General features: G+C 65.6%; 23 protein-coding genes. 17 read left to right on the top strand and 6 right to left on the bottom strand.

Annotated features, from left to right (window positions below):
• Positions 1–30 precede the first annotated feature (30 nt).
• The 7 genes from flgF to flgL all read left to right on the top strand — a co-directional run bounded on the left by flgF (position 31) and on the right by flgL (position 7,928).
• Positions 31–774, top strand: a complete 744-nt coding sequence (gene flgF / locus B551_RS11450; protein WP_006579130.1) for a flagellar basal-body rod protein FlgF — start codon at positions 31–33, stop codon at positions 772–774.
• Positions 775–847: 73 nt separating this feature from the next.
• Positions 848–1,633 (top strand): flagellar basal-body rod protein FlgG, encoded by a 786-nt coding sequence (gene flgG / locus B551_RS11445; RefSeq protein WP_023264122.1) that lies wholly within the window; start codon positions 848–850, stop codon positions 1,631–1,633.
• Positions 1,634–1,644: 11 nt separating this feature from the next.
• On the top strand, positions 1,645–2,334 hold the full coding sequence (gene flgH / locus B551_RS11440; RefSeq protein WP_052511343.1) for a flagellar basal body L-ring protein FlgH: 690 nt from the start codon (positions 1,645–1,647) through the stop codon (positions 2,332–2,334).
• Between the two features lie 8 nt (positions 2,335–2,342).
• Entirely contained in the window at positions 2,343–3,524 is a 1,182-nt protein-coding gene (locus B551_RS11435; protein WP_052511342.1) for a flagellar basal body P-ring protein FlgI, read from the top strand.
• Between the two features lie 17 nt (positions 3,525–3,541).
• Positions 3,542–4,549, top strand: coding sequence for a flagellar assembly peptidoglycan hydrolase FlgJ (gene flgJ, locus B551_RS11430; protein WP_023264121.1), 1,008 nt, complete (start codon positions 3,542–3,544; stop codon positions 4,547–4,549).
• 222 nt (positions 4,550–4,771) lie between these two features.
• On the top strand, positions 4,772–6,667 hold the full coding sequence (flgK, locus tag B551_RS11425) for a flagellar hook-associated protein FlgK (RefSeq protein WP_006575498.1): 1,896 nt from the start codon (positions 4,772–4,774) through the stop codon (positions 6,665–6,667).
• A gap of 34 nt (positions 6,668–6,701) precedes the next feature.
• Positions 6,702–7,928 (top strand): flagellar hook-associated protein FlgL, encoded by a 1,227-nt coding sequence (gene flgL, locus B551_RS11420; RefSeq protein ID WP_006575499.1) that lies wholly within the window; start codon positions 6,702–6,704, stop codon positions 7,926–7,928.
• A 121-nt stretch (positions 7,929–8,049) separates the two neighbouring features.
• Here the strand turns inward: flgL and B551_RS11415 are convergent, their stop codons facing one another.
• On the bottom strand, positions 8,050–8,784 hold the full coding sequence (locus tag B551_RS11415; protein ID WP_023264120.1) for a GntR family transcriptional regulator: 735 nt from the start codon (positions 8,782–8,784) through the stop codon (positions 8,050–8,052).
• A gap of 133 nt (positions 8,785–8,917) precedes the next feature.
• On the opposite strand from B551_RS11415, the gene pcaB reads away from it, so the two are divergent.
• From pcaB to B551_RS11395, 4 genes are all read left to right on the top strand, one after another.
• The gene (gene pcaB / locus B551_RS11410) at positions 8,918–10,291 is read left to right on the top strand and encodes a 3-carboxy-cis,cis-muconate cycloisomerase (protein WP_023264119.1); all 1,374 of its coding nucleotides are present in this window, start codon (positions 8,918–8,920) and stop codon (positions 10,289–10,291) included.
• Positions 10,292–10,418: 127 nt separating this feature from the next.
• Positions 10,419–11,405 carry a tripartite tricarboxylate transporter substrate binding protein BugD gene (locus B551_RS11405; RefSeq protein WP_006575501.1) on the top strand — a complete coding sequence of 329 codons (987 nt, stop codon included), beginning with the start codon at positions 10,419–10,421 and terminating at the stop codon, positions 11,403–11,405.
• Positions 11,406–11,410: 5 nt separating this feature from the next.
• The gene (locus tag B551_RS11400; protein WP_006575502.1) at positions 11,411–12,805 is read left to right on the top strand and encodes a lyase family protein; all 1,395 of its coding nucleotides are present in this window, start codon (positions 11,411–11,413) and stop codon (positions 12,803–12,805) included.
• Between the two features lie 703 nt (positions 12,806–13,508).
• Positions 13,509–16,040, top strand: a complete 2,532-nt coding sequence (locus B551_RS11395) for a beta-glucosidase (protein ID WP_172682461.1) — start codon at positions 13,509–13,511, stop codon at positions 16,038–16,040.
• A 189-nt stretch (positions 16,041–16,229) separates the two neighbouring features.
• Here the strand turns inward: B551_RS11395 and B551_RS11390 are convergent, their stop codons facing one another.
• Positions 16,230–17,405, bottom strand: a complete 1,176-nt coding sequence (locus tag B551_RS11390; protein ID WP_006575504.1) for a porin — start codon at positions 17,403–17,405, stop codon at positions 16,230–16,232.
• On the opposite strand from B551_RS11390, the gene B551_RS26090 reads away from it, so the two are divergent.
• The 5 genes from B551_RS26090 (at position 17,404) to B551_RS26085 (ending at position 20,897) form a co-directional block, all read left to right on the top strand.
• Complete coding sequence (locus tag B551_RS26090) at positions 17,404–17,622, top strand: hypothetical protein (RefSeq protein ID WP_157071961.1); 219 nt, start codon at positions 17,404–17,406, stop codon at positions 17,620–17,622. The two genes, B551_RS11390 and B551_RS26090, sit on opposite strands and share 2 nt — an antisense overlap.
• 189 nt (positions 17,623–17,811) lie before the next feature.
• Entirely contained in the window at positions 17,812–18,249 is a 438-nt protein-coding gene (locus B551_RS11385; protein WP_023264117.1) for an NUDIX domain-containing protein, read from the top strand.
• Between the two features lie 372 nt (positions 18,250–18,621).
• Positions 18,622–19,320 carry an ABC transporter permease gene (locus tag B551_RS11380; RefSeq protein ID WP_006575506.1) on the top strand — a complete coding sequence of 233 codons (699 nt, stop codon included), beginning with the start codon at positions 18,622–18,624 and terminating at the stop codon, positions 19,318–19,320.
• A 6-nt stretch (positions 19,321–19,326) separates the two neighbouring features.
• Complete coding sequence (locus B551_RS11375) at positions 19,327–20,643, top strand: hypothetical protein (RefSeq protein WP_157071960.1); 1,317 nt, start codon at positions 19,327–19,329, stop codon at positions 20,641–20,643.
• A gap of 23 nt (positions 20,644–20,666) precedes the next feature.
• On the top strand, positions 20,667–20,897 hold the full coding sequence (locus B551_RS26085; RefSeq protein ID WP_157071959.1) for a hypothetical protein: 231 nt from the start codon (positions 20,667–20,669) through the stop codon (positions 20,895–20,897).
• A 9-nt stretch (positions 20,898–20,906) separates the two neighbouring features.
• On the opposite strand, the gene B551_RS11370 is transcribed toward B551_RS26085, so the two are convergent.
• Both B551_RS11370 and B551_RS11365 read right to left on the bottom strand, forming a co-directional pair.
• Positions 20,907–21,698 (bottom strand): glutamine amidotransferase, encoded by a 792-nt coding sequence (locus tag B551_RS11370; RefSeq protein ID WP_083492579.1) that lies wholly within the window; start codon positions 21,696–21,698, stop codon positions 20,907–20,909.
• Positions 21,699–21,781: 83 nt separating this feature from the next.
• Positions 21,782–22,327, bottom strand: a complete 546-nt coding sequence (locus tag B551_RS11365; protein ID WP_006575508.1) for a carboxymuconolactone decarboxylase family protein — start codon at positions 22,325–22,327, stop codon at positions 21,782–21,784.
• A gap of 94 nt (positions 22,328–22,421) precedes the next feature.
• On the opposite strand from B551_RS11365, the gene B551_RS11360 reads away from it, so the two are divergent.
• Complete coding sequence (locus B551_RS11360) at positions 22,422–23,312, top strand: AraC family transcriptional regulator (RefSeq protein ID WP_023264114.1); 891 nt, start codon at positions 22,422–22,424, stop codon at positions 23,310–23,312.
• Position 23,313: 1 nt separating this feature from the next.
• Here B551_RS11360 and B551_RS11355 read toward each other — a convergent pair whose 3' ends face one another.
• Together B551_RS11355 and B551_RS11350 are read right to left on the bottom strand one after the other, a co-directional pair.
• Complete coding sequence (locus tag B551_RS11355; RefSeq protein ID WP_043438979.1) at positions 23,314–24,651, bottom strand: MFS transporter; 1,338 nt, start codon at positions 24,649–24,651, stop codon at positions 23,314–23,316.
• Between the two features lie 138 nt (positions 24,652–24,789).
• On the bottom strand, positions 24,790–25,826 hold a 1,037-nt coding region (locus B551_RS11350), incomplete at its 5' end, for an amidase (RefSeq protein WP_023264113.1).

The following is a 25,826-nucleotide window of genomic DNA, read 5'->3' as shown; positions in this document are numbered from 1 at the left end:
GTAACCGCAAGCATTGGATAGGAATCGCAGATGGATCGCCTGATCTACACCGCCCTGTCGGGCGCCAAGCAGACGCTGGACCAGCAGGCCGCGGTGGCCAACAACCTGGCCAACGTGTCGACCACGGGCTTTCGCGCGCAGGTCAACATGTTCCGCGCGGTGCCAGTGGTCGGGCAGGAGACGCCCACCCGCGCCTTCACGCTGGCCAGCACGCCGGGCGCCGACATGAAGGCTGGCCCGCTGACCTATACCGAGCGTCCGCTCGATATCGCGATCAAGGGCAATGGCTGGCTGGCGGTGCAGGGGCGCGACGGCGCGGAAGGCTATACCCGTGCTGGCTCGCTGCAGGTGGGCCCGGACGGCCAGCTGCTGACCTCGAACGGCCTGCAGGTGCTCGGCGACGGCGGCCCGATCGCGGTGCCGCCCGGTTCGACGGTGACGATCGGCAACGACGGCACCATCACCGCGCGCGGCCCTGGCGAGACCGCCAATGGCCTCGCGCAGGTGGGCCGGCTGCGGCTGGTCAATCCGCCGCCCGATGCGATCGCACGCGGCGACGACGGCCTGTTCCGGCTGCGGCCGGGCGCTGCGCCGCTGGAGACCGACCAGACCGTCCGCGTGATCGCCGGCGCGCTCGAAGGCAGCAACGTCAATCCGGTCGAGGCGATGGTCGACATGATCGCCAACGCGCGCCGCTTCGAGATGCAGATCAAGATGATCCAGGGCGCCGACGCCAACGAGCAGCGTGCCAACGCGCTGCTGTCGAACCGTTAAGCGCCGACGCCAAGCACCCACCAATGAATCGACAGGGCACGCCGGCGCGCGTGCCCGCCACCGAAGGAACACCATGAACCGCTCTCTCTGGATTGCGAAGACCGGCCTCGATGCGCAGCAGACGCAGATGGACGTGATCTCGAACAACCTGGCCAACGTGTCGACCACGGGCTTCAAGCGCAGCCGCGCGGTGTTCGAGGAATTGATGTATCAGACGATCCGCCAGCCCGGCGCGCTGTCGTCCGACCAGACCACGCTGCCGTCGGGCCTGCAGCTCGGTACCGGCGTGCGTCCGGTCGCCACCGAGCGCATCCACACGCAGGGCAATCCGCAGCAGACCGGCAATGCCAAGGACGTGGCCATCATCGGCCAGGGCTTCTTCCAGGTCACGCTGCCGGATGGCACCACCGCGTACACCCGCGACGGCTCGTTCCAGGTCGATCAGAACGGCCAGCTGGTGACCGCCAGCGGCTTCGTGATCGAACCGGCCATCGCCATCCCGGCCAACTCGACCTCGCTGACGATCGCGCGCGACGGCACCGTGTCGGTCACGCAGCCGGGCAATGCCAACAACGTGCAGGTCGGCCAGCTGCAGCTGGCGACGTTCATGAACCCGACCGGCCTGGAAAGCCTGGGCGAGAACCTGTACGTGCAGACCGACGCGTCGGGCGCACCGAACCCGACCGTCCCCGGCCTGAACGGCGCCGGCATCCTGCAGCAGAACTACGTCGAAGCGTCGAACGTCAATGTGGTCGAGGAGCTGGTCAGCATGATCCAGACCCAGCGCGCCTACGAGATCAACAGCAAGGCCGTACAGACGTCCGACCAGATGCTGCAACGCCTGACTCAGCTGGGTTGAACATGAACGCCATGCTGTTCCGTCTGGGCCGGTCGGCCTGCCGTCTGGCCTGCATTCTGGGGCCGCTGCTGGCCACCGGCTGCGCGCTGATGCCGCGCGAGCCGCTGGTGCAGATGCCGACCACGGCCCGGGCCGAGCAGCGGCCGATGATCGCGCCGACCGGCTCGATCTATCAGAACTCCTACGCCGGCAACCCGCTGTTCGAGGATCGCCGCCCGCGCAACGTCGGCGACATCCTGACCATCGTGATCAGCGAGAACGTCAACGCGTCGAAGAACTCGGGCACCAACGCCTCGCGCACCAGCAATGCGGCGCTGGCCTTCGACGCGGTGCCGCGCGCGCTCGGCGGCCTGTTCGGCGCCAGCCAGAACGCCAACATGAGCGGCGAGAACGGGATTCGCTCCAGCGGCGGTTCCAGCGCGGCCAATACGTTCAACGGCACCATCACGGTCACCGTGATCGAAGTGCTGGCCAACGGCAACCTGGTGGTGTCCGGCGAGAAGCAGATGGCCATCAACCAGGGCGCGGAATTCATCCGTTTCTCGGGCGTGGTCAATCCGCGCACGATCACCGGCGACAACGCGGTGCCGTCGACCCAGGTGGCCGACGCGCGCATCGAATACACCGCCAAGGGCTATATCGACGAAGCGCAGAACATGGGTTGGCTGCAGCGCTTCTTCCTCAACGTTTCACCGTTCTGATTCGCGTCATGTCTTTGCGCCTGGCTGATTGCCTCCGCGGTTGCCGCCGCTCTAGCCGTCCCGGCGTCTCCACGCCGGGCCTCCTGCCGCTGTTCGCGCTCGCCCTGGTGCTGGCGCTTGGCCTGCTGCTGCCCGCGGGCCCCGCCCATGCCGAACGCCTGAAGAACCTGGCGACCATCCAGGGCGTGCGCGACAATCCGCTGGTCGGCTACGGCCTGGTGGTTGGTCTGGACAACACCGGCGACCAGACCATGCAGACGCCGTTCACGACGCAGAGTCTGACCAACATGCTGTCGCAGCTGGGCATCACGCTGCCGGCCGGCCGCAACATGCAGCTGAAGAACGTGGCCGCGGTGATGGTCACCGCGACGCTGCCGCCGTTCGCGCAGCCGGGCAGCCAGCTCGACGTGGTGGTGTCGTCGATGGGCAATGCCAAGAGCCTGCGCGGCGGCACGCTCTTGATGACGCCGCTCAAGGGCGCCGACGGCCAGGTCTATGCGATCGCGCAGGGCAACCTGCTGGTCGGCGGCGCCGGTGCCTCCGCCAACGGCAGCAAGGTACAGATCAACCAGCTGGCGGTCGGCCGCATCGCCAACGGTGCCATCGTCGAACGCGCGGTGCCGGCGTTCCAGGCGGACAACGGCATGCTGACGCTGGAGCTCAAGAGCTCCGACTATGGCACCGCCGAGCGCGTGGTCGAGGCGATCAACCGCAATCTGGGCGGCGGCGTGGCCAGCGCGCTCGACGCGCGCGTGGTGCAGGTGCGCGTGCCGCAGGCCTCGTCGCAGCGCGTGGCGATGCTCGCGCGCATCGAGAACATCGACGTGACGCCGGCCCGCGCCGCGGCCAAGGTCATCCTGAACGCCCGCACCGGCTCGATCGTGATGAACCAGGACGTCACCGTGCAGGACTGCGCGATCGCGCACGGCAACCTGTCGGTCGTCATCAATACCCAGCCGGTGATCAGCCAGCCGGCGCCGTTCAGCGGCGGCGAAACGGTGGTCGCGCCGGTGTCGGAGATCAACCTGAAGCGCGACGGCGGTTCGCTGCAGCTGGTCCGCGCCGGCGCCTCGCTGTCGGCGGTGGTCCGTGGCCTGAACTCGCTGGGCGCGACGCCGGCCGATCTGCAGACCATCCTGGAAGCGATGCGCGCGGCGGGCGCGCTGCGCGCCGAGCTCGAAATCATCTGATCGCGACGGGCCATCGCATGAGCCAACCGATCCACGCTCAAGCCGATCTGTCGCAGCGCTTCGCGCTCGACACGCAGGGATTCGAAGCGCTGAAGCAGGGCGCGCGCGACGGCAGCGCCGACACGCTGAAGGCCGCCGCCAAACAGTTCGAGGCCGTCTTCACGCAGATGGTGCTCAAGAGCATGCGGGAAGCGACGCCGCAGGATGGGCTGTTCGACAACGAGCAGACCAAGCTCTATATGTCGATGCTGGACCAGCAGCTGGCCCAGCATCTGTCGTCGAAGGGCATTGGCCTGGCCGAGGTGATGGCGCGCCAGCTGGCGCGTGCCAGCGGCCAGCCGCTGCCGCCGGAGGCCGCCGCCGCCAGCCGCATGGACGATGTGGCGGGCTCCCTCGGTCCGCTGCTGGACGGACGCACCACCGCCGCGGCCGGGGCCGACGAGGAACAGGTGCCGCGCGCCGGCACCGTGGTGCCGGGCGCCAACTGGAACCCGACCGCGGGCCTGCGCCAGTACCAGGCGCAACAGAGCGGCCAGTGGCAGGGCGGCGCCGCCATGTCCGAAGACACGCCGTCCCATATCAGCGCCTTCGTCAGCCGCATGGCCGGCCCGGCCGTGGCCGCCTCGCGCGCCAGCGGCGTGCCGGCACGGTTGATCCTGGGCCAGGCCGCGCTCGAGTCGGGCTGGGGCCGCCGCGAAATCACCCATGCGGACGGCAGCACTACCCACAACGTGTTCGGCATCAAGGCCGGCGCCAACTGGAAGGGCCCGGTCGCCGAGATCACCACCACCGAATACGTCGACGGCCAGCCGCAGAAGATCAAGGCGAAGTTCCGCGCCTACGGCTCGTACGAGGAAGCCTTCTCCGACTACGCAAGGCTGCTGACCAACAACCCGCGCTATGCCGGCGTGGTATCGGCGGGCTCGGCCGAGGAAGCCGCCCACGGCCTGCAGCGCGCCGGTTATGCGACCGATCCCGAGTATGGAGCGAAGCTGGTCAGGATCATGCGCAAGGTGCCGGTCTAAGGACCGGCTGTGCGATCCAGAACACCGCCGGCTTTCTCCCCTCTCCCGCTTGCCGGAGAGGGGCGGGGGAGAGGGCATTTGGCGTTTCGCACGCCACCGCCGCCCGAAACGACCCGCAACCCTAAAGTCCGCCGCCCAATCTGCCGTTACCACCCTCATCCACCGCCACGGTCGCGACTGCATCGCGCGGCCAGGGCGACCAACAGAATCCGGGGCTAGTGCATGTCTCTCTTCAATATCGGCCTGTCCGGCCTGAATACGGCACAGAACGCGCTGACGACCATCGGCCATAACGTCAGCAACGCGGCGACCGCCGGCTACACGCGCCAGAACACGATCATCGCGTCGTCGGGCGGCCAGTACACCAGCCAGGGCTTCTTCGGCCAGGGCTCGACCACCACCACGGTGATGCGGGTCTACGACGAATTCCTGACCGGCCAGCTGCGCGCCGCCGAAACGTCGAGCGCGCACCTGTCGACGTACTCGGAACAGATCAAGCAGATCGACAGCCTGCTGGCCGACCAGAAGGGCGGCATCGCGCCGCTGATGCAGAAATTCTTCGCCGCGGTGCAGGGCGTGGCCGACAAGCCGGGCGATACCGCGGTCCGCCAGAACATGCTGAACGCCGCCCAGTCGCTGGCCGGCCAGCTGCGTTCCGCGGCGTCGTACTTCCAGAACCAGCAGGAAGGCATCAACAGCGAGATCCAGAGCTCGGTCACGCAGGTGAACGCCTTCGCCAAGGAGATCGCCTCGCTGAACAGCGAGATCGCCAAGGCCACCGCCGCCAGCGGCGGCCAGCCGCCCAACGATCTGCTGGACCAGCGCGACGAAATGGTCGCGCAACTGAACAAGCTCGTCGGCGTCAAGGTGGTCGCGCAGGACGGCGGCAGCTACAACGTGTTCGTCGGCAACGGCCAGCCGCTGGTCGTCGGCGCCAACTCGTACGACCTGAAGGCCGTACAATCCGCGGCCGACCCGTCGCGGATGGGCATCGCCTATACGCTTCCGGACGGCACCGCGATCGAGATGGATGACGCGCTGTTCAGCGGCGGCAGCATCGGCGGCCTGATGCAGTTCCGCAGCGAGACCCTCGACGCCGCGCAGAACGCGATCGGCCGACTGTCGCTGGCGATCGGCCAGACCTTCAACGCGCAGCACCGCCTGGGCATGGACCTGAAGGGCCAGATCGGCGGCGACATGTTCGCGATGGGCTCGCCGACCGTGATCGGCAACACGCGCAACAACGGCACCGGCACGGTGGCGGCCACGGTTGCCGATGCCACCGCGCTGACCACCAGTGACTACACGGTGACCTACGACGGTACCAGCTACAGCCTGGTGCGGATGTCCGACAACGAAGTGGTCGCCACCGGCGCCGGCCCCACCTTCACGGCCGACGGCCTGAGCATCACGGTCGGCGGCACCATGGCCGCGGGCGACACCTTCCAGATCCAGCCGACCCGCAATGTCGCTCGTTCGTTCGACCTCGCCATCACAGACCCCGCCAAGGTCGCCGCCGCCTCGCCGGTGCTCGCCGAGAGCAGCGCATCCAATGTCGGCTCCGGTACGGCCAAGGTCAGCAATGTCGCACAGGGCTTCAACGTGCCGCCGTCGAAGATCGTCGCGACCTACGACGGCACCGGCTATACCTTCACCGACGCCGCCGGCAATCCGGTGACGCCGGACGCCGGCCCGGTGCCCAACGGCAGCGCGGTCGACTATACGTTCGACGGCGTGACCGTCAGCTTCGGCGGCGCGCCGAAGGCCGGTGACAGCTTCACGATCGGCTCCAACGTCGGCGGCTCGTCCGACAACGGCAATGCGCTGGTGCTGGCCAAGCTGCAGACCACCAAGACCATCAACGGCGTGTCCAGCTTCAACGACGCCTATGCCGAGCTGGTCAACGACATCGGCAGCCGTACCAAGTCGATCGATATCGCGTCGACCTCGCAGAACAGCATCACGACCCAGGTGCGTACCGCCCAGCAGTCGGTCTCCGGCGTCAACATGGACGAGGAAACCGTCAACCTGCTGCGCTTCCAGCAGCTCTATCAGGCCAGCGCGCAGGTGATCCAGACCGCCTCGTCGCTGTTCGACGCCATCATCAATATCCGCTGACGGGCCGCCCGCCTACCGAGACCAGGAAACCATCATGCGTGTCGCCACTTCCACGTTCTACCAGCTCGGCCTGTCCGCGATGAACGGCCAGCAGTCCTCGCTGCTGCACGTGCAGCAGCAGCTCGGCACCGGCCGGCGCGTGCTGAACCCGTCCGACGACCCGATTGCCGCCACGCGCGCACTCGGTGTGACGCAGTCGATCGGCGTCAACGAGCAATACGCCACCTCGCGTACCCAGGCCAACATCAGCCTGGCGCTCGAGGAAAAGACGCTGCAGAGCGTGATCACCACGATCCAGAACGTGCAGACGCTGATCGTCAACGGCGGCAACGGCACCATCAGCAACGCCGACCGCGCCTCGATCGCGTCCGAACTGCAGAGCAACTACGAGCAGCTGCTGGGACTGGCCAACGCCGACGACGGCAACGGCCAGTACCTGTTTGCCGGCTTCAAGTCGGGCACCCCGCCGTTCGCGGCCAATGGCGGCACCGTGCAATACGTCGGCGACACCGGCTCGCAACTGCTGCAGGTCGACGTCGCCCGCCAGATGGCCGCCGGCGACAACGGCCGCGATGTATTCCTCAGCGTCACCGGCTCGGCCGACTACGTGATGACCGAAGGCGGCGGCAATACCGGCACGGCGCTCTACGGCGCGCTGTCGGTCACCGACCCGAGCAACCCGCTGTACGGCCACGAATTCTCGATCGACTTCACCGTCGACGGCGCCGGCAATACCAGCTACACCGTCACCGACAACAGCGCCGTGCCGCCCACGGCCATCGTACCGTCGACGCCGTATGTCGCCGGCGACGCGATCCAGTTCGGCGGCGTGTCGTTTACCGTCAAGGGCGCGCCGGCCAACGGCGACTCGATGACGCTGGCCCCGGCCAAGCAGGCGGGCACCGACATCTTCGCGAACATCCAGGCCGCCATCGACGCGCTGAAGCAGCCGATCGTCACCGAGGCCGACCGTGCGCGGCTCGATAACGCGCTGTCGACCGCCAACCGCAAGATGTCCAACTCGCTCGACAACGTGCTGACCGTGCGCGCGTCGGTCGGCTCGCGCATGCAGGAACTCGATGCGCTCGACACCATCGGCGCCAACCGCGACCTGAACTACGAGCAGACGCTGTCGGGCCTGCAGGATCTGGACTACGCGTCGGCGATCGCCGAGTACTATCAGCGCCAGACCGCGCTGCAGGCGGCACAGCAGTCGTTCATGCAGATTCAGGGGATGAATCTGTTCAATTATCTGCGGTAAGCCTGGATAACACGGACAAGGCTGCCGGCCTGCACCCCGGACCAGGGGTGGGAGCCGGCGGCGTACCGCAGGTCTCCACCCGAACATCTCGACTGCCTCAGCCTTCCGCCGCCACGCGCGATCATCGCGTCGAACGCCTCATCCGCGTCGTCACGGAAAACGTCTCGGCGGGATGGATGGTGACGGAGACTTCGAAGGTGTCGCCCGCCTCGTCAAGGTAGCGGCGCACGACTTTCAGCACCGACGACCCGATTTCGATGCCGAGCGCGCGGGCCACGCGTTTGTCGGTCAGCGTCGAGGCACGTACGCTTTGTTCGATCTCGGCGATCTGCCGGCCGTGGCGCGACTCGATCAGCGAGCTGACCAGCGCGTCCGGCGTATCTCGCACGATGGCGCCGATGTCCTCGTAGGCGGTATCGATATAGATGTCGGTCCACGCGATCGGCGTGGCGGCCGCATCGTCGTTCCATCGCACGCTTGAAATGCGCAGCCATTTCGTTGCCGGCGTGCCACCCAACGCAGCAGCCACTTCGGCAGGCGCGACGGTCGTCTCCACGGCTTGCACTACGCGCCGATGCTGCTCCCCGAACTGCATCAGATCTTCGACCGACGCCAGCGTCGGCTTGAACACCGCCTTGGGCTCGGCGGCTTCGACACGTGTGCCGACGTTCTTTCGGCGCGACACCAGCCCGAGGTCCTGCAGTTCCTGCAATACAGCGCGGATCGTGTAGCGGCTGGCGTGGAACTGCTCGCACAACTCGAACTCGGTGGGCAACAGCGCTCCGACCGGATAGCGGCCGCCCTTGATGCCGTCCAACAGTTCGCGAGTGATCTCTGATGCGGTTCGTCTGCTCATTTCGCCATTGTCCCCGACTCAACGGAGCGCGATTCAAGGGTTAACACCTATTTCCCGGCATATGTTCGAACATATTTAATGCGAATATGTTCGAACATATCGAACGACCAGCCTATTGCAACAAGGTCGCTCCATGCCCAGCTACAGCATTCCCGCCGCCAGTACCGTCGTCGATTCCGCGCTGTTCCGCGATGCTTTCGGGACCAGGAAGATGCGAGAGATCTTCTCCGACGGTGCGCTGGTACAGCGCTACATCGACGTCGAGGTCGCCCTTGCCAGGGCCGAAGCCCGCGTTGGCGTGATTCCGGCCGAAGCGGCCGAGACGATCGCACGCGAAGCGCGTATCGAGCGCATCGACTTCGATCACATGCGCGAGGAAACCGATATTGTCGGCTATCCCATCCTGCCGCTGGTGCACCAGCTGGTGCAGATGTGCGGCGACGCAGGACGTTACGTTCACTGGGGAGCCACCACGCAGGACATCATGGACACGGCGGTGGCCCTGCAGGTGCGCGACGGGCTGGACAGCATCGACGCCGATATTCGCGCGCTGCGCGGCATCCTGGCCGATCTCGCCAAGGCGCATCGCGATACCCCGATGGCCGGCCGCACGCACCTGCAGCAAGCGCTGCCGGTGACCTTCGGCTACAAGGCCGCTGTCTGGCTTGCGATGTTCGACCGGCACCAGCAGCGCCTGGCCCAACTGCGGCCCAGGGTGGCGGTGGTGCAATTTGCCGGTGCCGCGGGCACGCTGGCATCGATAGGGGACAAGGGCTTCGCGGTGCAGCGCGCGCTGGCGGAGGAGTTGGGCTTGGGCGTGCCAACCATGACATGGCACGTCGCGCGCGACGGCCTTGCCGAAGCCGTCAATCTGCTCGCGCTGGTCACCGGCTCGCTCGGCAAGATCGCGTTGGACATCATGATCATGGCGTCCACCGAGTTTGCGGAAGTCTACGAGCCCTTCGTCAAGGGGCGCGGGGCGAGCAGCACGATGCCGCAGAAGCGCAATCCCATCTCGAGCGAACTGATGCTGGCGGCATCGAAGGCGGTGCGTCAGCACGCCGGCTTGATGGTCGATGCGCTGGTGCAGGACTTCGAGCGCGCCACGGGGCCATGGCACGCGGAGTGGATCGCGATTCCCGAGAGCTTCATCCTGACGTCCGGCGCGCTGCACCAGGCAAAGTTCGCGCTCGGCGGACTGATCGTCGATGCGCCACGCATGGCTCACAACCTCGGCATCTCCAAGGGCCTGATCGTGGCCGAAGCCGTGATGATGCGGATGGCCCCGCATATCGGTCGCCAACAAGCGCATGACGTCGTCTACGACGCCTGCCGCACCGTCAACGAAGCCGGCGGCACGCTGGCCGAAGCCCTGCTCGCCTTGCCCGCTGTCACGCAGCACTTCGACCGTGCGGCGATCGAGCAGATGGTCGATCCCGCCAACTACCTCGGACTCGCGCCGCAGATGGTGGACCGCGCCGTCGCTCTATCGGCGGAAATCCCCTGAGCCAGCGCCGCCAGTACGGGACCGAGGCCGGTCAACGCGCATCGATCGCATCGAACGACTCAAGCGCATCCATTGCGGCGGCGGGCCGAAGCAGTCCGATCGCTGCAGCCTACCAAGGAGACAAATCATGAAAGCCATCCCAACCGTCGTGCGCGCCTCGATGACGATCGCCGCGCTGCTTGCCGCGGCGTCGGTACACGCGCAGAACTGGCCGACCCGGCCGATTACCTGGATCGTGCCCTTCGCCGCCGGCGGCCCCACGGACGCGCTGGCACGCACCATTGCCGACCGCGTGTCGCGCGAAGTCGGCCAGTCGATCATCATCGAAAACACGCCTGGCGCAGGCGGCACGATCGGGGCAGGGAAGGCAGCTCGCGCGCCCGCGGACGGCTACACGATGCTGGTGGGGCATATGGGCTATATGGGCGCCGCGCCGGCGCTCTACAAGAAGCTGCCCTACGACCCGGTCAAGGACTTTGCCCCGGTCTTCCGCTTTCCGGATACGCCAATGGTCTTGATGGTGCGCAAGGACCATCCCGCCAAGGATGTAAGGGCGCTGGTCGACTATGGCAAACAGAATCCGGGCAAGCTATTCATCAGCAATGCCGGCATGGGCTCGACCTCGCACTTGATCGCGGCGATGTTCGCCTCGTCCGCCGGCATCAAGGTCTCGCTGGTGCCGTACAAGGGTGCGGGTCCGGCGCTGATCGATGTCATCGGCGGGCAGGTCGATGGCATGTTCGACCAGACCAACACCGCGTTGCCGCAAATCACCGAGGCCAAGGTCAGGCCGCTGGCCGTCACGTCGGCCAGGCGGGTGGCACAGCTCAAGGACGTGCCGACGCTTGCCGAGACGGTCGCTCCCGGCTTCGAAGCGGCAACCTGGTATGGCATCTATGCGCCCAAGGGCACGGCACCGGCGGCAGTGGAAAAGATGCAGCAGGCCTATTTGAAAGTGATGAAGGACAAGGCGTTCACCGACCGGTTGTCGGCGCAGGCGATCCAGATGCTGCGCGAGGACCAGTACACGGCCAGCGCGCTGGGAAAGCACACCGAAGCGGAAGTCGCCCGCTGGAAGGTGCTGGCGGCCAAGGCCAATATCTCGCTGGACTGAGCGCGATGACGGCGACCCGCACCGAATACGACGCCTTCGGCCCGGTCGACATCCCCGCCGACCGCTACTGGGGCGCGCAGACCCAGCGTGCCCTGGCCGTCTTCGACATTGGCAGCGAGCGCTTCCCGCCCTGTCTGGTCCGCGCGTTCGGCCTGCACAAGATGGCGGCGGCCACGGCCAATCTGCAGTGCGGCGCGCTGGATGCCGGCATTGCGGCCGCCATCATCGATGCGAGCGCAGAGGTGTGGCACGGCGCCTTCGACGACCATTTTCCATTGACGGTCTGGCAGACGGGATCCGGTACGCAGACCAATATGAATGCGAACGAGGTCATCGCCAATCGCGCGAACGAGCGGCTAGGCCAACCGTTGGGGACCAAGCGGCCCGTTCATCCGAACGATCACGTCAATCGCTCGCAATCATCCAACGACAGCTTTCCGACGGTGATGCACCTTGGTGCGGTGCTGGAATTGCAAGGCACGCTGCTACCGGCACTGACGGCACTACGAGACAGTCTGCAGGCCCGCGCCAGGGACTTCGCCGATATCCTGAAGCTGGCCCGCACGCATCTGATGGATGCCGTGCCGACGACGCTGGGCCGCAGCTTCGAAGGCTTCGCCGCGCAGATGGATCACGCGGTGGCACGCATCGAATCGACGATGCCGCGGCTGCTGATGTTGCCGCAGGGCGGCACCGCCGCAGGGACCGGACTAAACGCGCCCGCCGGATTTGCGCAGGCATTCTGCGACGAGGCAAGCCGCCTGACGGGTCAGCCATTTCGTCCCAATCCCTGCAAGGTCGAAGGCATGGCAGCCCACGACGCGCTGCTGGAGCTGTCTGGCGCGCTGAACGTGATCGCGGCATCGTTCATCAAGATCGCCAACGATCTGCGCTGGATGAGCTCGGGGCCGAGCTGCGGCATCGGAGAAATCGTCATGCCGGAGGACGGGTTGACATCGTCGATCATGCCGGGCAAACGCAACCCGACGATCGCCGAGGTCATGGTGCAGGCTGGCATGCAGGTGGCCGGCAATCACGTGACCGTAACCATGGCAGCCGCCAGCGGCAATTTCGAGCTGAACGTCGCCAAGCCGGTGTTGATCCATAACGTGCTCCAGTCCATTCGACTGCTCGCAGACAGCGCGCGTACGCTGGCACAGCGGGTGATTCCGGGACTGGAGCCGAATCACGCGACCATGGCGCGACAGCTCGAGAGTCCGCTTCTGGCGGCCACCGCGCTCAATCCAGTGATCGGCTACGACCAGGCAGCACGGATCGTGCGCCACGCCATGGCAATGGGAGTGTCGCCACGTCAGGCGGCGGTCGACCTGGGGGTGCTCGGCGGCGAGGAGTACGACCGGCTCGTGAACCTGGAGAAGATGGGGCGTGGAGTCGCATAGTCCTTGCCCCATGCAGCGGTGAAAGGTCTCGAGCCCTTTTGGCTTGAAGGCAAGCAAGCTTTGCCGTTGACCTGCCGCTCGATCCGAAGCGATCAATGACGCGGCGGATTCGGATCGCTTCCTGCGGGGTTTCGCGTCTCCTGTACCTTCTGCTCGCCTACCGGCGCATTGCTGACCGGCGAGACCAGCGAGGACGGATCTATTGCGCCAGAGCCGGTCGGCGCCGTACTTCCCTGCGCCTGCGTCGCCGGGGCTTCCGATACACCGACCCTGCGGTCATCGTCACCGCCGCACGCCGACACCGCAAGGGCTGCCAGCGCTGCGGCGAACGCTACGCCGGCGCAGCGGGTCATCGAATCCTGTTTCACCTTGCACCTCCTGATTCTCTGCAATCGCTGCACGGTGCGGCACGCTTGGCAGTGCGGCCCTGCGCTGCCTTCGTAGGGGCAGTCTTGTCCCAAACCGTCAGGACGGAGAAGACGAAAGCTGTAACAGATCGTTACGCGTCTTCTCATTTGGATCGCCCGAACTACCGTCTGCAATATGCGGCCCGCATGTCGATGTTCAGCCTTTGGTGACCCCGCCAAGGAGGCAACAGATGGGTGCTCGAATTGCAGTGATATCGCTCGTCGGTGCGACTTTGCTGGCCGCACATCCGGCTCCGGCGCAAGCGCCTTCCACCGATGCACAGATCAACGCGATCGTGCAATCGATCCTCAACCAGATGACGCAAGCCGAGAAGCTCGACTACGTCAGCGGCACCGGCGCATGGGACGTCAAGCCGCTGCCTCGGCTGGGCGTGCCGCAGATCCGCGCGACGGACGGCGGCCTTGGCGTGCGGTTGAGCGATCCGCAAGGCGTCGCCTATCCGGCCGGCCCTGCGCTCGCATCGACATTCAGCGTCGATCGCGCCAAGCAGATGGGCGTCGGCCTTGGCCTGGACACGCGCAACCACGGGTTCCAGCAGGTGACCGGCCCTGGCCTGAACATGTATCGCACGCCTTTCGCCGGCCGTGCGTTCGAGTACCTGTCCGGTGAGGATCCCTTTCTTGGCGCGGTGCTGGGCGCCGCGCAGGTCAATGCGATCCAGTCGCAAGGCGTGTGGGCCGACGCGAAGCACTATCTCGCCAACGAGCAGGAGGTCAACCGCTTCAACCTGATGGAGACCATCAGCGAGCGGGCACTGCGGGAAATTTACATGGTGCCGTTCGAATCGGCTGTAAAGAACGCCAATGTCGCGGTGATCATGTGCGGATTCAATGGGCTCAATGGCGCCGATCCCGTTTGCGAGAGCGAGCATGCGATTCAGCGGGTGCTGAAGAACGAATGGGGATTCAAGGGCATCGTCGAGACCGACTATGCGACGCTGAAACATGGCCAGGCCGCGGCAGTGGCGGGCGTGGATATCGAACGGCCGTCAGCGCTGCATTTCACGCCGGCGGCGCTAAGCGCGATGCTGGCAAACGGCTCGTTGACGCAAGCCCAGCTCGATGACAAGGTGCGGCGCATTCTTGGGCGCGTCGTGGCGTACGGGTTTATCGGCAGCGTGCCGCCGGCGACCGGCGAATCGCATCCTCCGTTTTCCGAGCGCGCCGCGCTGGACGTGGCGCGCGAGGGCATCGTGCTGCTGAAGAACGGCGGGCAACTGCTGCCATTGCAGCGCGGCTCGGTGCGCAATATCGCGGTGATTGGACGGCTGGCCACCGACGTGCCGCCGACCGGCTTCGGCAGCGCCTATGTCCGGGCCTCGCGCTTCATCACCGAGATCGACGGCTTGCGGCAGATCGCCGGTCCGGGCACGAATATCGTGTTGCTCGACGCGCTGACGCTGGATCCGGCCCGCTCCGCCTGGACCACGCCGACTGGGCAGCCGGGCGTGCAGGCGCAGTATTTCGCCAATGCCACCTGGAGCGGTGCGCCGGTGTTGTCGCGCGTGGAGCCGGTGATCAACCTCGATACGTCGGGCAATGCGCCGCCGGGAAGCGCCTATACCACGCGCTATGGCGGCGACGGCTCGGCGCCACCGTCGTCGGTACGCTGGACGACCACGATCCGGCCCACGATCACCGGGCCCCATGTGTTCAAGGCCAGGGCCGATGGCGCGGTCCGTGTCTACGTCAACGGCCAGCTGATCATGGACAACGGCGAGGGGACGCCGCTTCCCAACAACGTGATTCCGCCTACCGTGCCACTGAGCGCGCGCATGCATCTGCAGGCTGGGCAGACCTATACCGTGCAGTTCGACTACTCGCGCCGCCCTGGCTATATCCCTGTGTTCGGCGGCTTCCTCGGCGCGCAATTGAGCTGGGCCTCGCTGCAGGCGCCAGCGGATCTGCGCAACTACGATGCGGTGGTGGTCGCGGCCGGCAACAGCGCGGAGTACGAGGGAGAAGGATTCGATCATCCCTTTACGCTGCCGGAATTCCAGGACGAGCTGATCGCCAACCTGTCGCGAGCGAATCCGCGCACGATCGCCGTGCTGCACGGTGGCACCGGACTCGACATGCGCAACTGGATCGATCAAGTAGGCGCGGTCCTGCACGCGTGGTATCCCGGCTCGAACGGCGGGCAGGCGCTGGCCGAGATCCTGTTCGGCGACGTCAATCCTTCCGGCAAGCTGCCCATCACGATCGAGCGGAACATCACGGACAACCCGACCTATCCGAACTACCCGCAGTTTTCCAACGATCCGAACATCCGCGCGATGACCTACACCGAGGACATCTTCGTCGGCTATCGGGGATTCGAACGCAGCAACGTGGCACCGCTGTTCCCGTTCGGATTCGGGCTTTCCTATACGACCTTTGCCTACTCGTCGCTGAGCGTGTCGCCAGGGTTTGCCGCGGGGCAGGGCCGGATCGCCGTGTCGTTCGATATCACCAATTCGGGCCAGATGGCGGGTGCCGAAGCGGCACAGGTCTACGTGAGCCAGCGCGGATCCGCGGTGCCCAGACCGGTCAAGGAGCTCAAGGGATTCACCAAGGTCTTCCTGCAACCGGGGCAAACGCAACGGGTCACGGTGTACCTGGACCAGCGCTCGCTGTCGTATTTCGACCCAGCCCGCAATGCGTGGGTATCGGAAGCCGGCGCGGTCGATGTCCTGGTCGGCGCTTCGTCGCAGGACATCCGGCTGCGCGGCCAGCTGTTCAATATCCTGCCCTCGGTGGTGACGCCGCGCGCCAGCAATCCGCTGCCGGACCCGACGCTGGTGCAATTGGGGCCGGTGCATCCTTGATGCTGGCCGGATGATCGCTTGACGCCCGGCCGGCGGGATCCAAGGCCGCCAGCGACGTGAATCCGAACGCAGCGCCGCGTGGCCGGTTCGGCCACGCGTGCGGGCGGCCGGCGCGAGCCTCACGGGCCGAGCGTTCGGACTGCGGAGCCGGCGTCCGCCATGAACGGCGCGTCAAGGCGGTGGTCGTGATCAGAACAGCAGGATGCCCCCCAACGCGCCGCCGCGCTGCCTCGCCGACAGCCCGTCGAACGACTTCGATCGCGTCTCGCCGATCTCGGCGACCAACGTGATGCTCTTGGTCAGGCTGTAATACAGGCCCGCGGTGAGATTGGCGTTGGATTTGAGTCCGGTCCCTGGGTTGTCGCGATTGCGGCTCTGGCCATAGCCCAGACCGAGCTTGATTCGATCCGTTGCCTTGTACGTGCCCTGCACAAGATAGGCGGAGGTCCGCACATCGCCCTGGTCCGCATCCGAGAGAATGCCCAGGCCCTTGCCGGTCTGGTAGTTCGCCAGCAGGCCAAAGCGCCCGACGTTGACCGAGCCGCCGACTTCCACTGCCGCCATGTTCAGCGAATTTCCAGCGATGTCCTCCATGCGCTGCGACTTGCCGCCCAGCCACAGCTTGTACTGCTCGGTGCCGAAATTGACCCGGCCCTGGAACTGCGGCGTGTTCTTCGCCGTGTAGTCGGGTACGCCGATCACCGGCTGCTGATCGACCGGGCTCATCACTGCCACATCGACGGACAAGCCACTGAACGACGGGGTGGTGTAGACGAACTGGCCATAGGTGCCGACATAGGCGTAGCCCGCGCCAATATGACCGAGCGACACGCGACCGCGCTGCGTGGCACGGGTCGCGGCACCGACACCGAGCAGCGTCATGTCGTTGATGATCGCGTTGTAGCCATACAGCCCATAGTCGCGGCCGAGCTTGACCGTGCCCATGCTGCTGTTGCCGAACGTCAGGTAGGCCTGGCGCACGTCCACCACGTTGTTCTGGGAGATGGCGTCGCCGGTCGCGGCTGCCGCCCCGATACCGATCAGCGCGGCCACATCGTATTCGTCCTGGCGCGACTTCGCGCCGACCGACAGATAGCTGGGCAGCAGGCCATTGCCGATGACCGTGCTGTTGTCCTTGCCACCGCAAGCGAGCGCGCGGCTGCCAAGCGCGAGGCCGCCGATGTTGTCGCCCGAGCACGAGTTCGTCGTATAGAAGGCATTGATATTGCCGCCCACCGTCAGCGTCCAGTCGCCGGCCTGGAACTCCGCGGCGCCTGCATGGCTCGTGCAGACCAGCGCGGCGAGGACACATGCGCGGCGGATGGATTGTTGGGGCGGTTTCGGTGTTGCGTGCTGCTTGTGCATGGATGTCTCCTCTTGTGTTGTTGATCTGATGCAGCCGGTTTGCCGGCCGGGCGCATTGCGCAAGCGGCGTGCCGGAGCAGTTGAAGAAGAGGAGCGGATCGAAGGGCTGTGGCGCGGTGAGGCACCGATGCGCACGCTTGAAGCAGCCGTGCCGATCGATGCGGCAAAACGAAACAGGACGCTCGGCGTGGGCGTCCCGAGGCGCCGCACACAATGACCGGCCGATGCGCCGTACGAGGACAGTTGTTGCGGAATCGCTCAGCGATGCGCCGGCATGCGGGATCGGCCGTTCGCGATGTGCCTTGTGTCATTTCCGCTCACTGCGTGCAGCAATGCGACAGGCCGGAACAGTGATACCAATCGGCCAATCGGGTTACAGTGCTCGAATAGTCCAGCGGAGGCGGAAATGACAGTCACCCGGCGTTCTTCGGGCTTGGTGGTGGTGCGTCGGACGGGAGCGCAATGGCGCTGCCTCGTCCTGCGTGCGTACGGCAATTGGGATCTTCCGAAGGGAACGCCGGAGCCCGGCGAAGAGCCGTTGCAGACCGCACTGCGCGAGACTGCCGAAGAGACAGGTTTGTCCGCGCTGACGATGCCTTGGGGCGATGACTATCGCGAAACCGAGCCATACGCCAAAGGCAAGGTCGCACGCTTTTATATTGCCTTGTCCGACGAAGGGACGGTCAGCCTTCCGGTCAGCGCCGAGCTGGGCCGGCCGGAGCATCATGCGTTCCGCTGGGTGTCGTTTGCCGCGGCACTCGAACTGCTGCCGCCGCGCTTTGGGCCGATTCTTCGGTGGGCGCAGAGCGTTGTGGCCGCAAGCGCAGAGGAACACCGACCGTAACCCAATATCTGGCATGACGGCAGTTCTGCGACAGGTTGTCGCACGCACGATTGGTTGACTCGGTCATTTCGGGGCCGAAATGCCATCTCGTTTTTCGTACCGATCCGTCCGATCGCATCGCTGCCAGCGTAGTCCCCTTATTCCCGATCAGGCCGGTCGCGATCACCAATTCGTTTTACCTGATTGCGGTGATATCCTTTCGATCGTTTCGATATTGGTCAATTCGTCTGGAGTCGTGAATATGAGCCGCCATTCTCGATTGCCCCATTGATTCTGGCGTCTATCAGGTATCCGCCAACTTCGAGACTCGTTCGAATAGTTCGCTGCCAAACGGACCGATCTTTGGCAGCGCATGGATGCAAAAGGAAACCTATGCTTCAGGAGCAAATAGACAGCGCCCAGCAAAGAGACCAAAGCCGCCGAAGCGCGACTGCGAAAATCGCCACGATATTGGGGGCGATTTTTTCCCTCATTGCAGCGGTGGTGATTGTCGCCGGCGGGAACGACTGGCACATGGAGGAGACGACGATTCTCAACGGCTGGCTAGTACCCGGGACCCTGGCCCTGGCGTGTACCGCTGTCGCGTTCGTCATCACCAGGTGGAAGCTGGGGCCGCGTGGTTCTGCAAAGACGGTTCTGATTGCGATCTGCCTGTGGCTGCTGTGTGCGCTGTTTGCGTTCCGTTACCCGGTCTCCTTCTCGGTTTTGCATTCGAATACCCAGGAGGGTGAACGGATCGAAACAGATTATCGATTTGACCTCAGCTATCCCTCGGAGCCCATAAGGGTGATCCATTCCGATAAGGAAGGGGCTCCGGGTCTGTGGGGCAGCCGGACGGCGTATAGGCTGATGTCAATGCGCAGCGATGGCGCCAGGTGCTGGCGAAGCGAATACGGATGCCAGTACTTCGATTGCGAGGTTGCGAAAGTGTGGTGGTTCGCCGGTGCAGGGTACCGGAGAGAATGGCGAGAAGAGTGGAGTCCGGTGCCAAGGAGTCTCGACGAGAATTGCACGCCTGCTGGCCCCGCGCACATGGAGCAGTACAACGAGGAGGGCTTCCGGTTCGAGTGATCCGCCATGTCGTTGCTGCACGCGATTTTCTTCATCCTTGCCATTCTCATCTTGCCACCCCTGGGCGGCGGAGTTGTCCATCAGATCGGCAGGCTGATGGTTGCATGCTGGCGACGTGCACGAGCCCCGCGCGCAAGATCCGGTCAATACCGCCATGCGCAGGCTGCGGAACAACTGCAAGGCAACCGATTCACTGCCGTGTGGCGATGGGTGACGATCGCGGTGATCGTCGCCTTGGTGGTGGCGGTGATTGTGCTATTCCCGAAGGAATCGCAGCTGCAGCGCAACCTGACGGCACTGGTCGGCTACTCCGCTACCCGCGTCTCTGTGCGGCTGACGCATGACACGCCGGCGGATCGTGCGGCGGTGATGACGGCGCTGGAGCCGGTGCTGCGCGATGGTGGGCGAAAGTTCGTCTACCGCTCCGGCAAACGCCGGACCGGCAGCTATTCGAATCGCGCCGTGATGCCCGCAAGATATCGGTTCGATGCCGCGACGTTGGAGATCGTCATGGGAGGAATCTTGCCCAACGATCGCCTGGCTCCGATTCACGCCGCGCTGACTGCGGTTGCGGCCCACCGGTCGCTCGATGCCCTCGAAGAGCGGTCTGCCGCAACGCTGCGGATCGGCGGGCAGATTTACTCACTGACCGTACTGCCGCGCACGGCCCGGCTCAGTGGTCTGGCGTACTTCGATCCGGAATGGGCAATGGACGAAAACGCGTGTCATCTGCGCATCCACGCCGAGATGCCGCCACAGGCTTCGGAGGCGTTCTTTTCCACGAGGGTCCACGACGGGTCTCCCGATCTCGTCAGCTTGAAGATCGGCGAAGAGCCCGGCGCGACGTTCTCGGTTATCCGCATGATGACCACGCCGATATGGATCCGACGACCACACGTGCGTTCGGTCGTTCTGGCGCTCGTTCCCGAGTCGTTCGACGCACGGTCGCAATCGTGCGCGCTCGATTTCATGTCCTTCATCGATTCGCGGCTGGTGTCCGCTGCAGCGTTGAATGCGATGCCCGGCCTGCAGGGTCGCATCGCCGCGGTACAGATCCCGCGGCATCGGATGTTCTGGCCCTGGTTCAATGGAAAGTTCGAACGATTCGACGAGGACGAGCGAGGTGTCGCTGGCGGTAAGGCATGCACGTACGAGGATTACGCACTGCTGCGAGCCGAAATCCAGTCGATCAAGGCTGGTTGCCAGAACAATCCGACGTCGGACGCCTGTGCCGCCGCGGAGGCTCGTCGCACGCAATTTGCCGCGCACCTGTCGCAGTGCTTTACGCGAATACGGGAAGGCTGGGAATTCCGTCGCAATTGAAGCTGCATCGGCGGAGATAACCGGTGGCGGCCGAAGTCGCTGCATACCAGGAACCTCGCGCATCCCGAAATCGTCCAACCTGGATTTGGACCGAAATGGGCAATGTCATGAAAAAAGGATTCTTCAGTGCGGTGAGTCTGGTCTTCCTGCTGGGAGCGATAGTCGGCTGCACCAGCACCGGCGCCCCCGGCGACCGGCAATCCGGCATCACCATGTACGGCACGGTGGATGCCGGTGTCAGTGTGACGCGCTAAGGCAGGAAGCTACCCTGGAGGCTGGTGTGGTGCCTTGCCCTTCAACCCGATCGTCGCCCGATCGAGCCATTCGCCAATGACGGCACGCGCGGCGAACTCCAGCATCGCGCCATGCCGAGCGGCATCCGCGCGGATCGCCGCGATATCCAGCCGATGCGCCGCCAGCTCATGGGCATGGCCGATCAACCAACGCTCGATGTGCCGGTGGTCGGCCTCGAGATGAAATTGCAGGCCGAGAATGCGCGGCCCGCGCGAGAACGCCTGATTGGGAAATCCCTGTGTTTCGGCCAGGCGCGATGCGCCTTCCGGAATGGCGAATTGGTCGCCGTGCCAATGCAGTACTGGAATGGCAGCAATATGCCGCAGCGGCGAGGCTCGGCCGTCCTCGGTCAGCGTCAATTCGCCGTAGCCGATTTCCACCTTGCCCGTCGGCGCCACCGTCGCGCCCAACGCTTCGGCCATCAGCTGCGCGCCGAGACAGATGCCGAGGGTCGGCTTGTCCTGCTTGAGCCGCGCCGCGATGGCGGCCTTTTCCTCCGCGAGAAAGGGATAGCGATCCGTCTCGTACACACCGATCGGGCCGCCCAGCACCACCAACAGATCCGCCGCCGTCACCGTCGCACGGTCGATTGCGTCGACGCCGGCCTCCAGATAGCGGACCGTATAACCGCGTTCGGTCAATAGCGGTTCAATGATGCCCAGATCTTCGAAGGCGACATGGCGGATTGCCAATGCGGTGCGATTCATGCGGTTCAGCTCCATTCCATCAATCAAACAATCGGTCGCGGTATTGGACAGCATTTCGGCCCGCATTTCGGCCCGCATTTCGGCCGGCAGGGCGGGCGGATGGATGCTCCGCCCGCCCTGCCGCCAGGCCAAAGGGCTTACGCGGCGGCTCGCAGCTTCACCGCCGGAAAGTCCACCGGCACGGCAAAGGCCACATTGACGTAGTTGGTGAACAGATTCAGCGCCACGTGAGCAAGGATCTCGACGATTTCCTCGTCGCCGAAGCCTGCCGCGCGCACCGCCCGCACATCAGCCTCGTCGACCTGCCCGCGGGCCTCGACCAGCTTCAGCGCGAAGCGCAGGGCTGCCGCGGTCCTGGGATCGGTGGACTCCCCACCCTGCGCGGCAGACATTTCCTCGGCGCTGGCACCCGCCTTGCGGCCCAGCGCGGTGTGGGCAGCCAGGCAATATTCGCAGGCATTGCGGTTGGCTATCGCCACGGCGATTTGCTCGCCAAGCCGTGCAGGGATGACGCCGTTGCCGAGCGCGCCGAAGCTGCCCCACATGCTGTTCAGCGCGGCCGGAGAATTGGCCACGGCCTTGAACATGTTTGGCGTGGCACCGAACGCGCCGTGGATCTGCGTCAGCAGTGCCTGGCGGTCCGCAGTGGTGTGATTGGGATCGATCAACGGGACGCGGGACATGCGGTGACTCCTTGAAGGGGATGGCTGCCGTCCGAATGGAGCGGTCGAGTGGAATGGTAGGTAGAATGCCTGGACGCAAGGTGTGGAAACGTCCATGAAAATTGTCCATTCATCCGAAATCGCCGCCCAGTCGCCGGCGGATCCCGTCGATCGGTTGACCGCGCTGCTGGACCGGTTCCGTGTCCGCACCAGGCTGTTCCATACGGGAAAGCTGTGTGGACGATCCACCTTCGAGCCGCTGCCGGGACGGGCCTTCCTGCATGTGCTGCGCCGAGGCGAGATGGAAGTACGGCACCGGCCCGGCGATACCGACGTGCCGCGCTTCCACCTTGCCGAGCCGACGCTGCTGCTCTATCCCCGCCCCGTGCATCACCAGTTCATCAATCCTCCCGAGGACGGCTCGGATTTCACCTGCGCGACGCTGGACTTCGACGGTGGGGAACGCAATCCGATCGTGCAATCGCTGCCCTCGCTGGTGCGGGTGCCGCTCGATGCGGTGGAAGGGCTCGGGCCTGCGCTGGACCTGTTGTTTGCGGAGGCGGATCAGGTCCGCTGCGGCTCGCGCGTGCTGGCCGATCGCTTGTTCGAGGTTGTGCTGATCCAGCTGTTGCGCTGGATCATCGATCATCCCGCGGAGGTGGGCGTGACAAGTGGGCTGATCATGGGGCTATCCGATCCGCGCCTGGCGAAGGCGCTCGTCGCCCTGCATCGGTCGCCGTATGAGGACTGGCCGCTGGCGCGGATGGCCTCGACCGCGGGCATGTCGCGCAGCGCTTTTGCCGCGGCGTTCAAGGACGCGACCGGTACCACCCCGGCCGCTTATCTGACGGACTGGCGGCTCAGTCTCGGCGCGTCGATGATGCGCTCCGGGCGACCGGTGAACCTGATCGCCACGGAGTTGGGATTCGCCAGCGCATCGTCGTTCTCGAAGGCGTTCCGGCAGCGGATGGGCGTGTCGCCGCGCAAGTGGCTGGCGGAGTCCTGATTCAGCGCGCCACGGCGGCGCGGCCGCGAATGGCCGCCAGCACCAGCACGGTCGCACACGCCTCGAGGAACGCGACGAAGTACAGGCCCGACGACAGCTGGCCGGTATTGGTCTTGAACCAGCCGATCATGTACGGCGCCACGAAGCCCGCCAGATTGCCGATCGAGTTGATCAGCGCGATGCCGCCCGCGGCAGCGGTGCCGGCAAGGAAGGCGGACGGCAGCGACCAGAACACCGGGAATGCGGCCAGGATGCCGATCGACGCCAGCGTCAGCGCGACCAGGGCCAGCATCGCGCTGTGCAGCCACAGTCCGGTCAACGTCAGGCCGACCGCCGCGAGCAGTGTGGCCATCGCGCAGTGCATCCGGCGCTCGCCGCTACGGTCCGAGTGAATACCGTTCAGGACCATCGCGATGGTGCCCGCAATAAACGGAATCGCCGATACCAGACCGATCTGCAGATTGCCCTGGACGCCCAGTTCCTTGATGATCGACGGCGACCAGAACGCAATGGTGGCGTTGCCGCTGACCACGCAGAAATAGATCGCGGCGCAGATCCAGACGCGGGAATTGACGAACGCGGCCTTCAGCGTCGAATGCTTGGCGGGATCGCGATTCTCCGCCTCGATCGTCCGGGTCACCAGCTGCTTCTCGGTGTCGGACAGCCAACGCGCGTTCGCGGGTTTCTCCGGCAGGTACATCATCACCGCGATGCCGGCGAGCACCGACGGAATGCCTTCGAGCACGAACAGCCATTGCCAGTTGGCGAGGCCATCGACGCCATCCATCGTCGTCATGATGAAGCCGGCCAGCGGGCCGCCGATCACGCCGGCGATCGCAAACGACGTCATGAACAGGCCATTGATGCGCGCGCGCCGTGCCGCCGGGAACCAGTACGTCAGGTACAGCACGACGCCGGGGAAGAACCCCGCCTCGAACACGCCCAGCAGGAAGCGCAGCGCGTAGAACTGCATCGGCGTCTTGACGAAGATCATCGCCATCGACGCCAGCCCCCACAGGATCGTGATGCGGGCCAGCGTCTTGCGGGCGCCGATCTTCTCGAGCAGCAGGTTGCTGGGCACCTCGAACAGGAAATAGCCGAGAAAGAAGATGCCGGCGCCGAAGCCGTATACCGCCTCGCTGAACTGCAGGTCCTGCAGCATCTGCAGCTTGGCGAAGCCGACGTTGACGCGGTCGATCCACGCGAGGATGAACAGGAAGACCAGGAAGGGAATCAGGCGGATGGCGATCTTGCGATACGCCACTTCGCATTGCCGCGCGACCTCGATGGGCTGCGCGTTCTCCAAGGCGCCAGCGGCGCCGCTCATCGCGGAAGACATGGGTGTTGCTCCTAGGGTGTGGTGGGCGGGGCCGCGCTGCATTGGCGCAGCCCTCGGACGGTCGCTGTGCTGGGGGAACGCCAGCCGTGGCGGCGCGATCTTCTCTGTGCCGTGTAGTTCGGGCCGACGGGGGCCGTGTCAGCGCAGCAGCGGCTCGATGGATCCGGCCACCTGCAGCACGCGCGCGTCCCTGCCATGCAGCCCGCAAACGCTCAGGCCAATACCCGGCGCGACCGGCAATGACACCGCGCAGCCGTCCAGGAAATTGATCACGCTGGGATTGCGCAGCACCAGGGCGTTGGTCGCGAAGAAGTCCTCGTCGCGCTCGAGTGCATCGAGCCGCGGCGCCGGCACCGCGACGGTCGGCATCAGCCACGCGTCCGCCTCGCGCAGCCGCTCGGCCGCGTGTTGCTGCATCGCGCGGCGCTCGGCCAGCAGCGTGATGTAGTCCGCCGCGCTCTGTTGCGCGCCGCGCCGAATGCGCTGTGCCACCCGCTGGTCGTAGCGTTCGCCATCGCGCGTCAGCCAGTCGCGATGCAGGGCCCATGCCTCGGCCGCGGTCAGGCCGCCTCCGGCGTTGATCTCCGGCAAGCGGCGCAGTTCGGGGAAATCGAACGGCACGATGCGCGCGCCTTGCGCCGACAGCCGCGACAGCATGTCTTCGAATGCCTGCGCGACGTCGGCATCGACGCCATCGCAGACGAAATCGCGCGTCACGTAGAGGCGCAGCCCGGCCAGCGACGCCGGACGCGCGTCCAGCGTCTCGCCGCTCAGCACGGCATCCATCGCGGCGCAACAGGCAACCGATCGCGCCAGCGGGCCCGCGGAATCCAGCGACGTCGACAGCGGGACGGCGCCGTCGAGGGGCACGCGGCGCGCGGTCGGCTTGAAGCCGGTCAGGCCACAGAAGGCCGACGGAATGCGGATGGAGCCGCCGGTATCGGTGCCCAGCGCGGCCGCCGCCATGCCGCCCGCCACGCTCACCGCGCCGCCCGAGGTGGAGCCCCCGGCGATCCGCTCGGCATCGAACGGCGAGCGCGGCGTGCCGTAGTGCGGGTTCAGCCCGAGTCCCGAGAACGCGAACTCGCTCATATTGGTGCGGCCGATCAGCACCGCACCCGCGGCCCGCAGGCGCGCGACGGCCGGCGAATCGGCCGCCGCCGGCGCATTGCCGT

Source organism: Cupriavidus sp. HPC(L) (genome assembly GCF_000307735.3).
Taxonomy (GTDB): domain Bacteria; phylum Pseudomonadota; class Gammaproteobacteria; order Burkholderiales; family Burkholderiaceae; genus Cupriavidus.
This window is presented reverse-complemented; position numbering and strand designations above follow the sequence as displayed.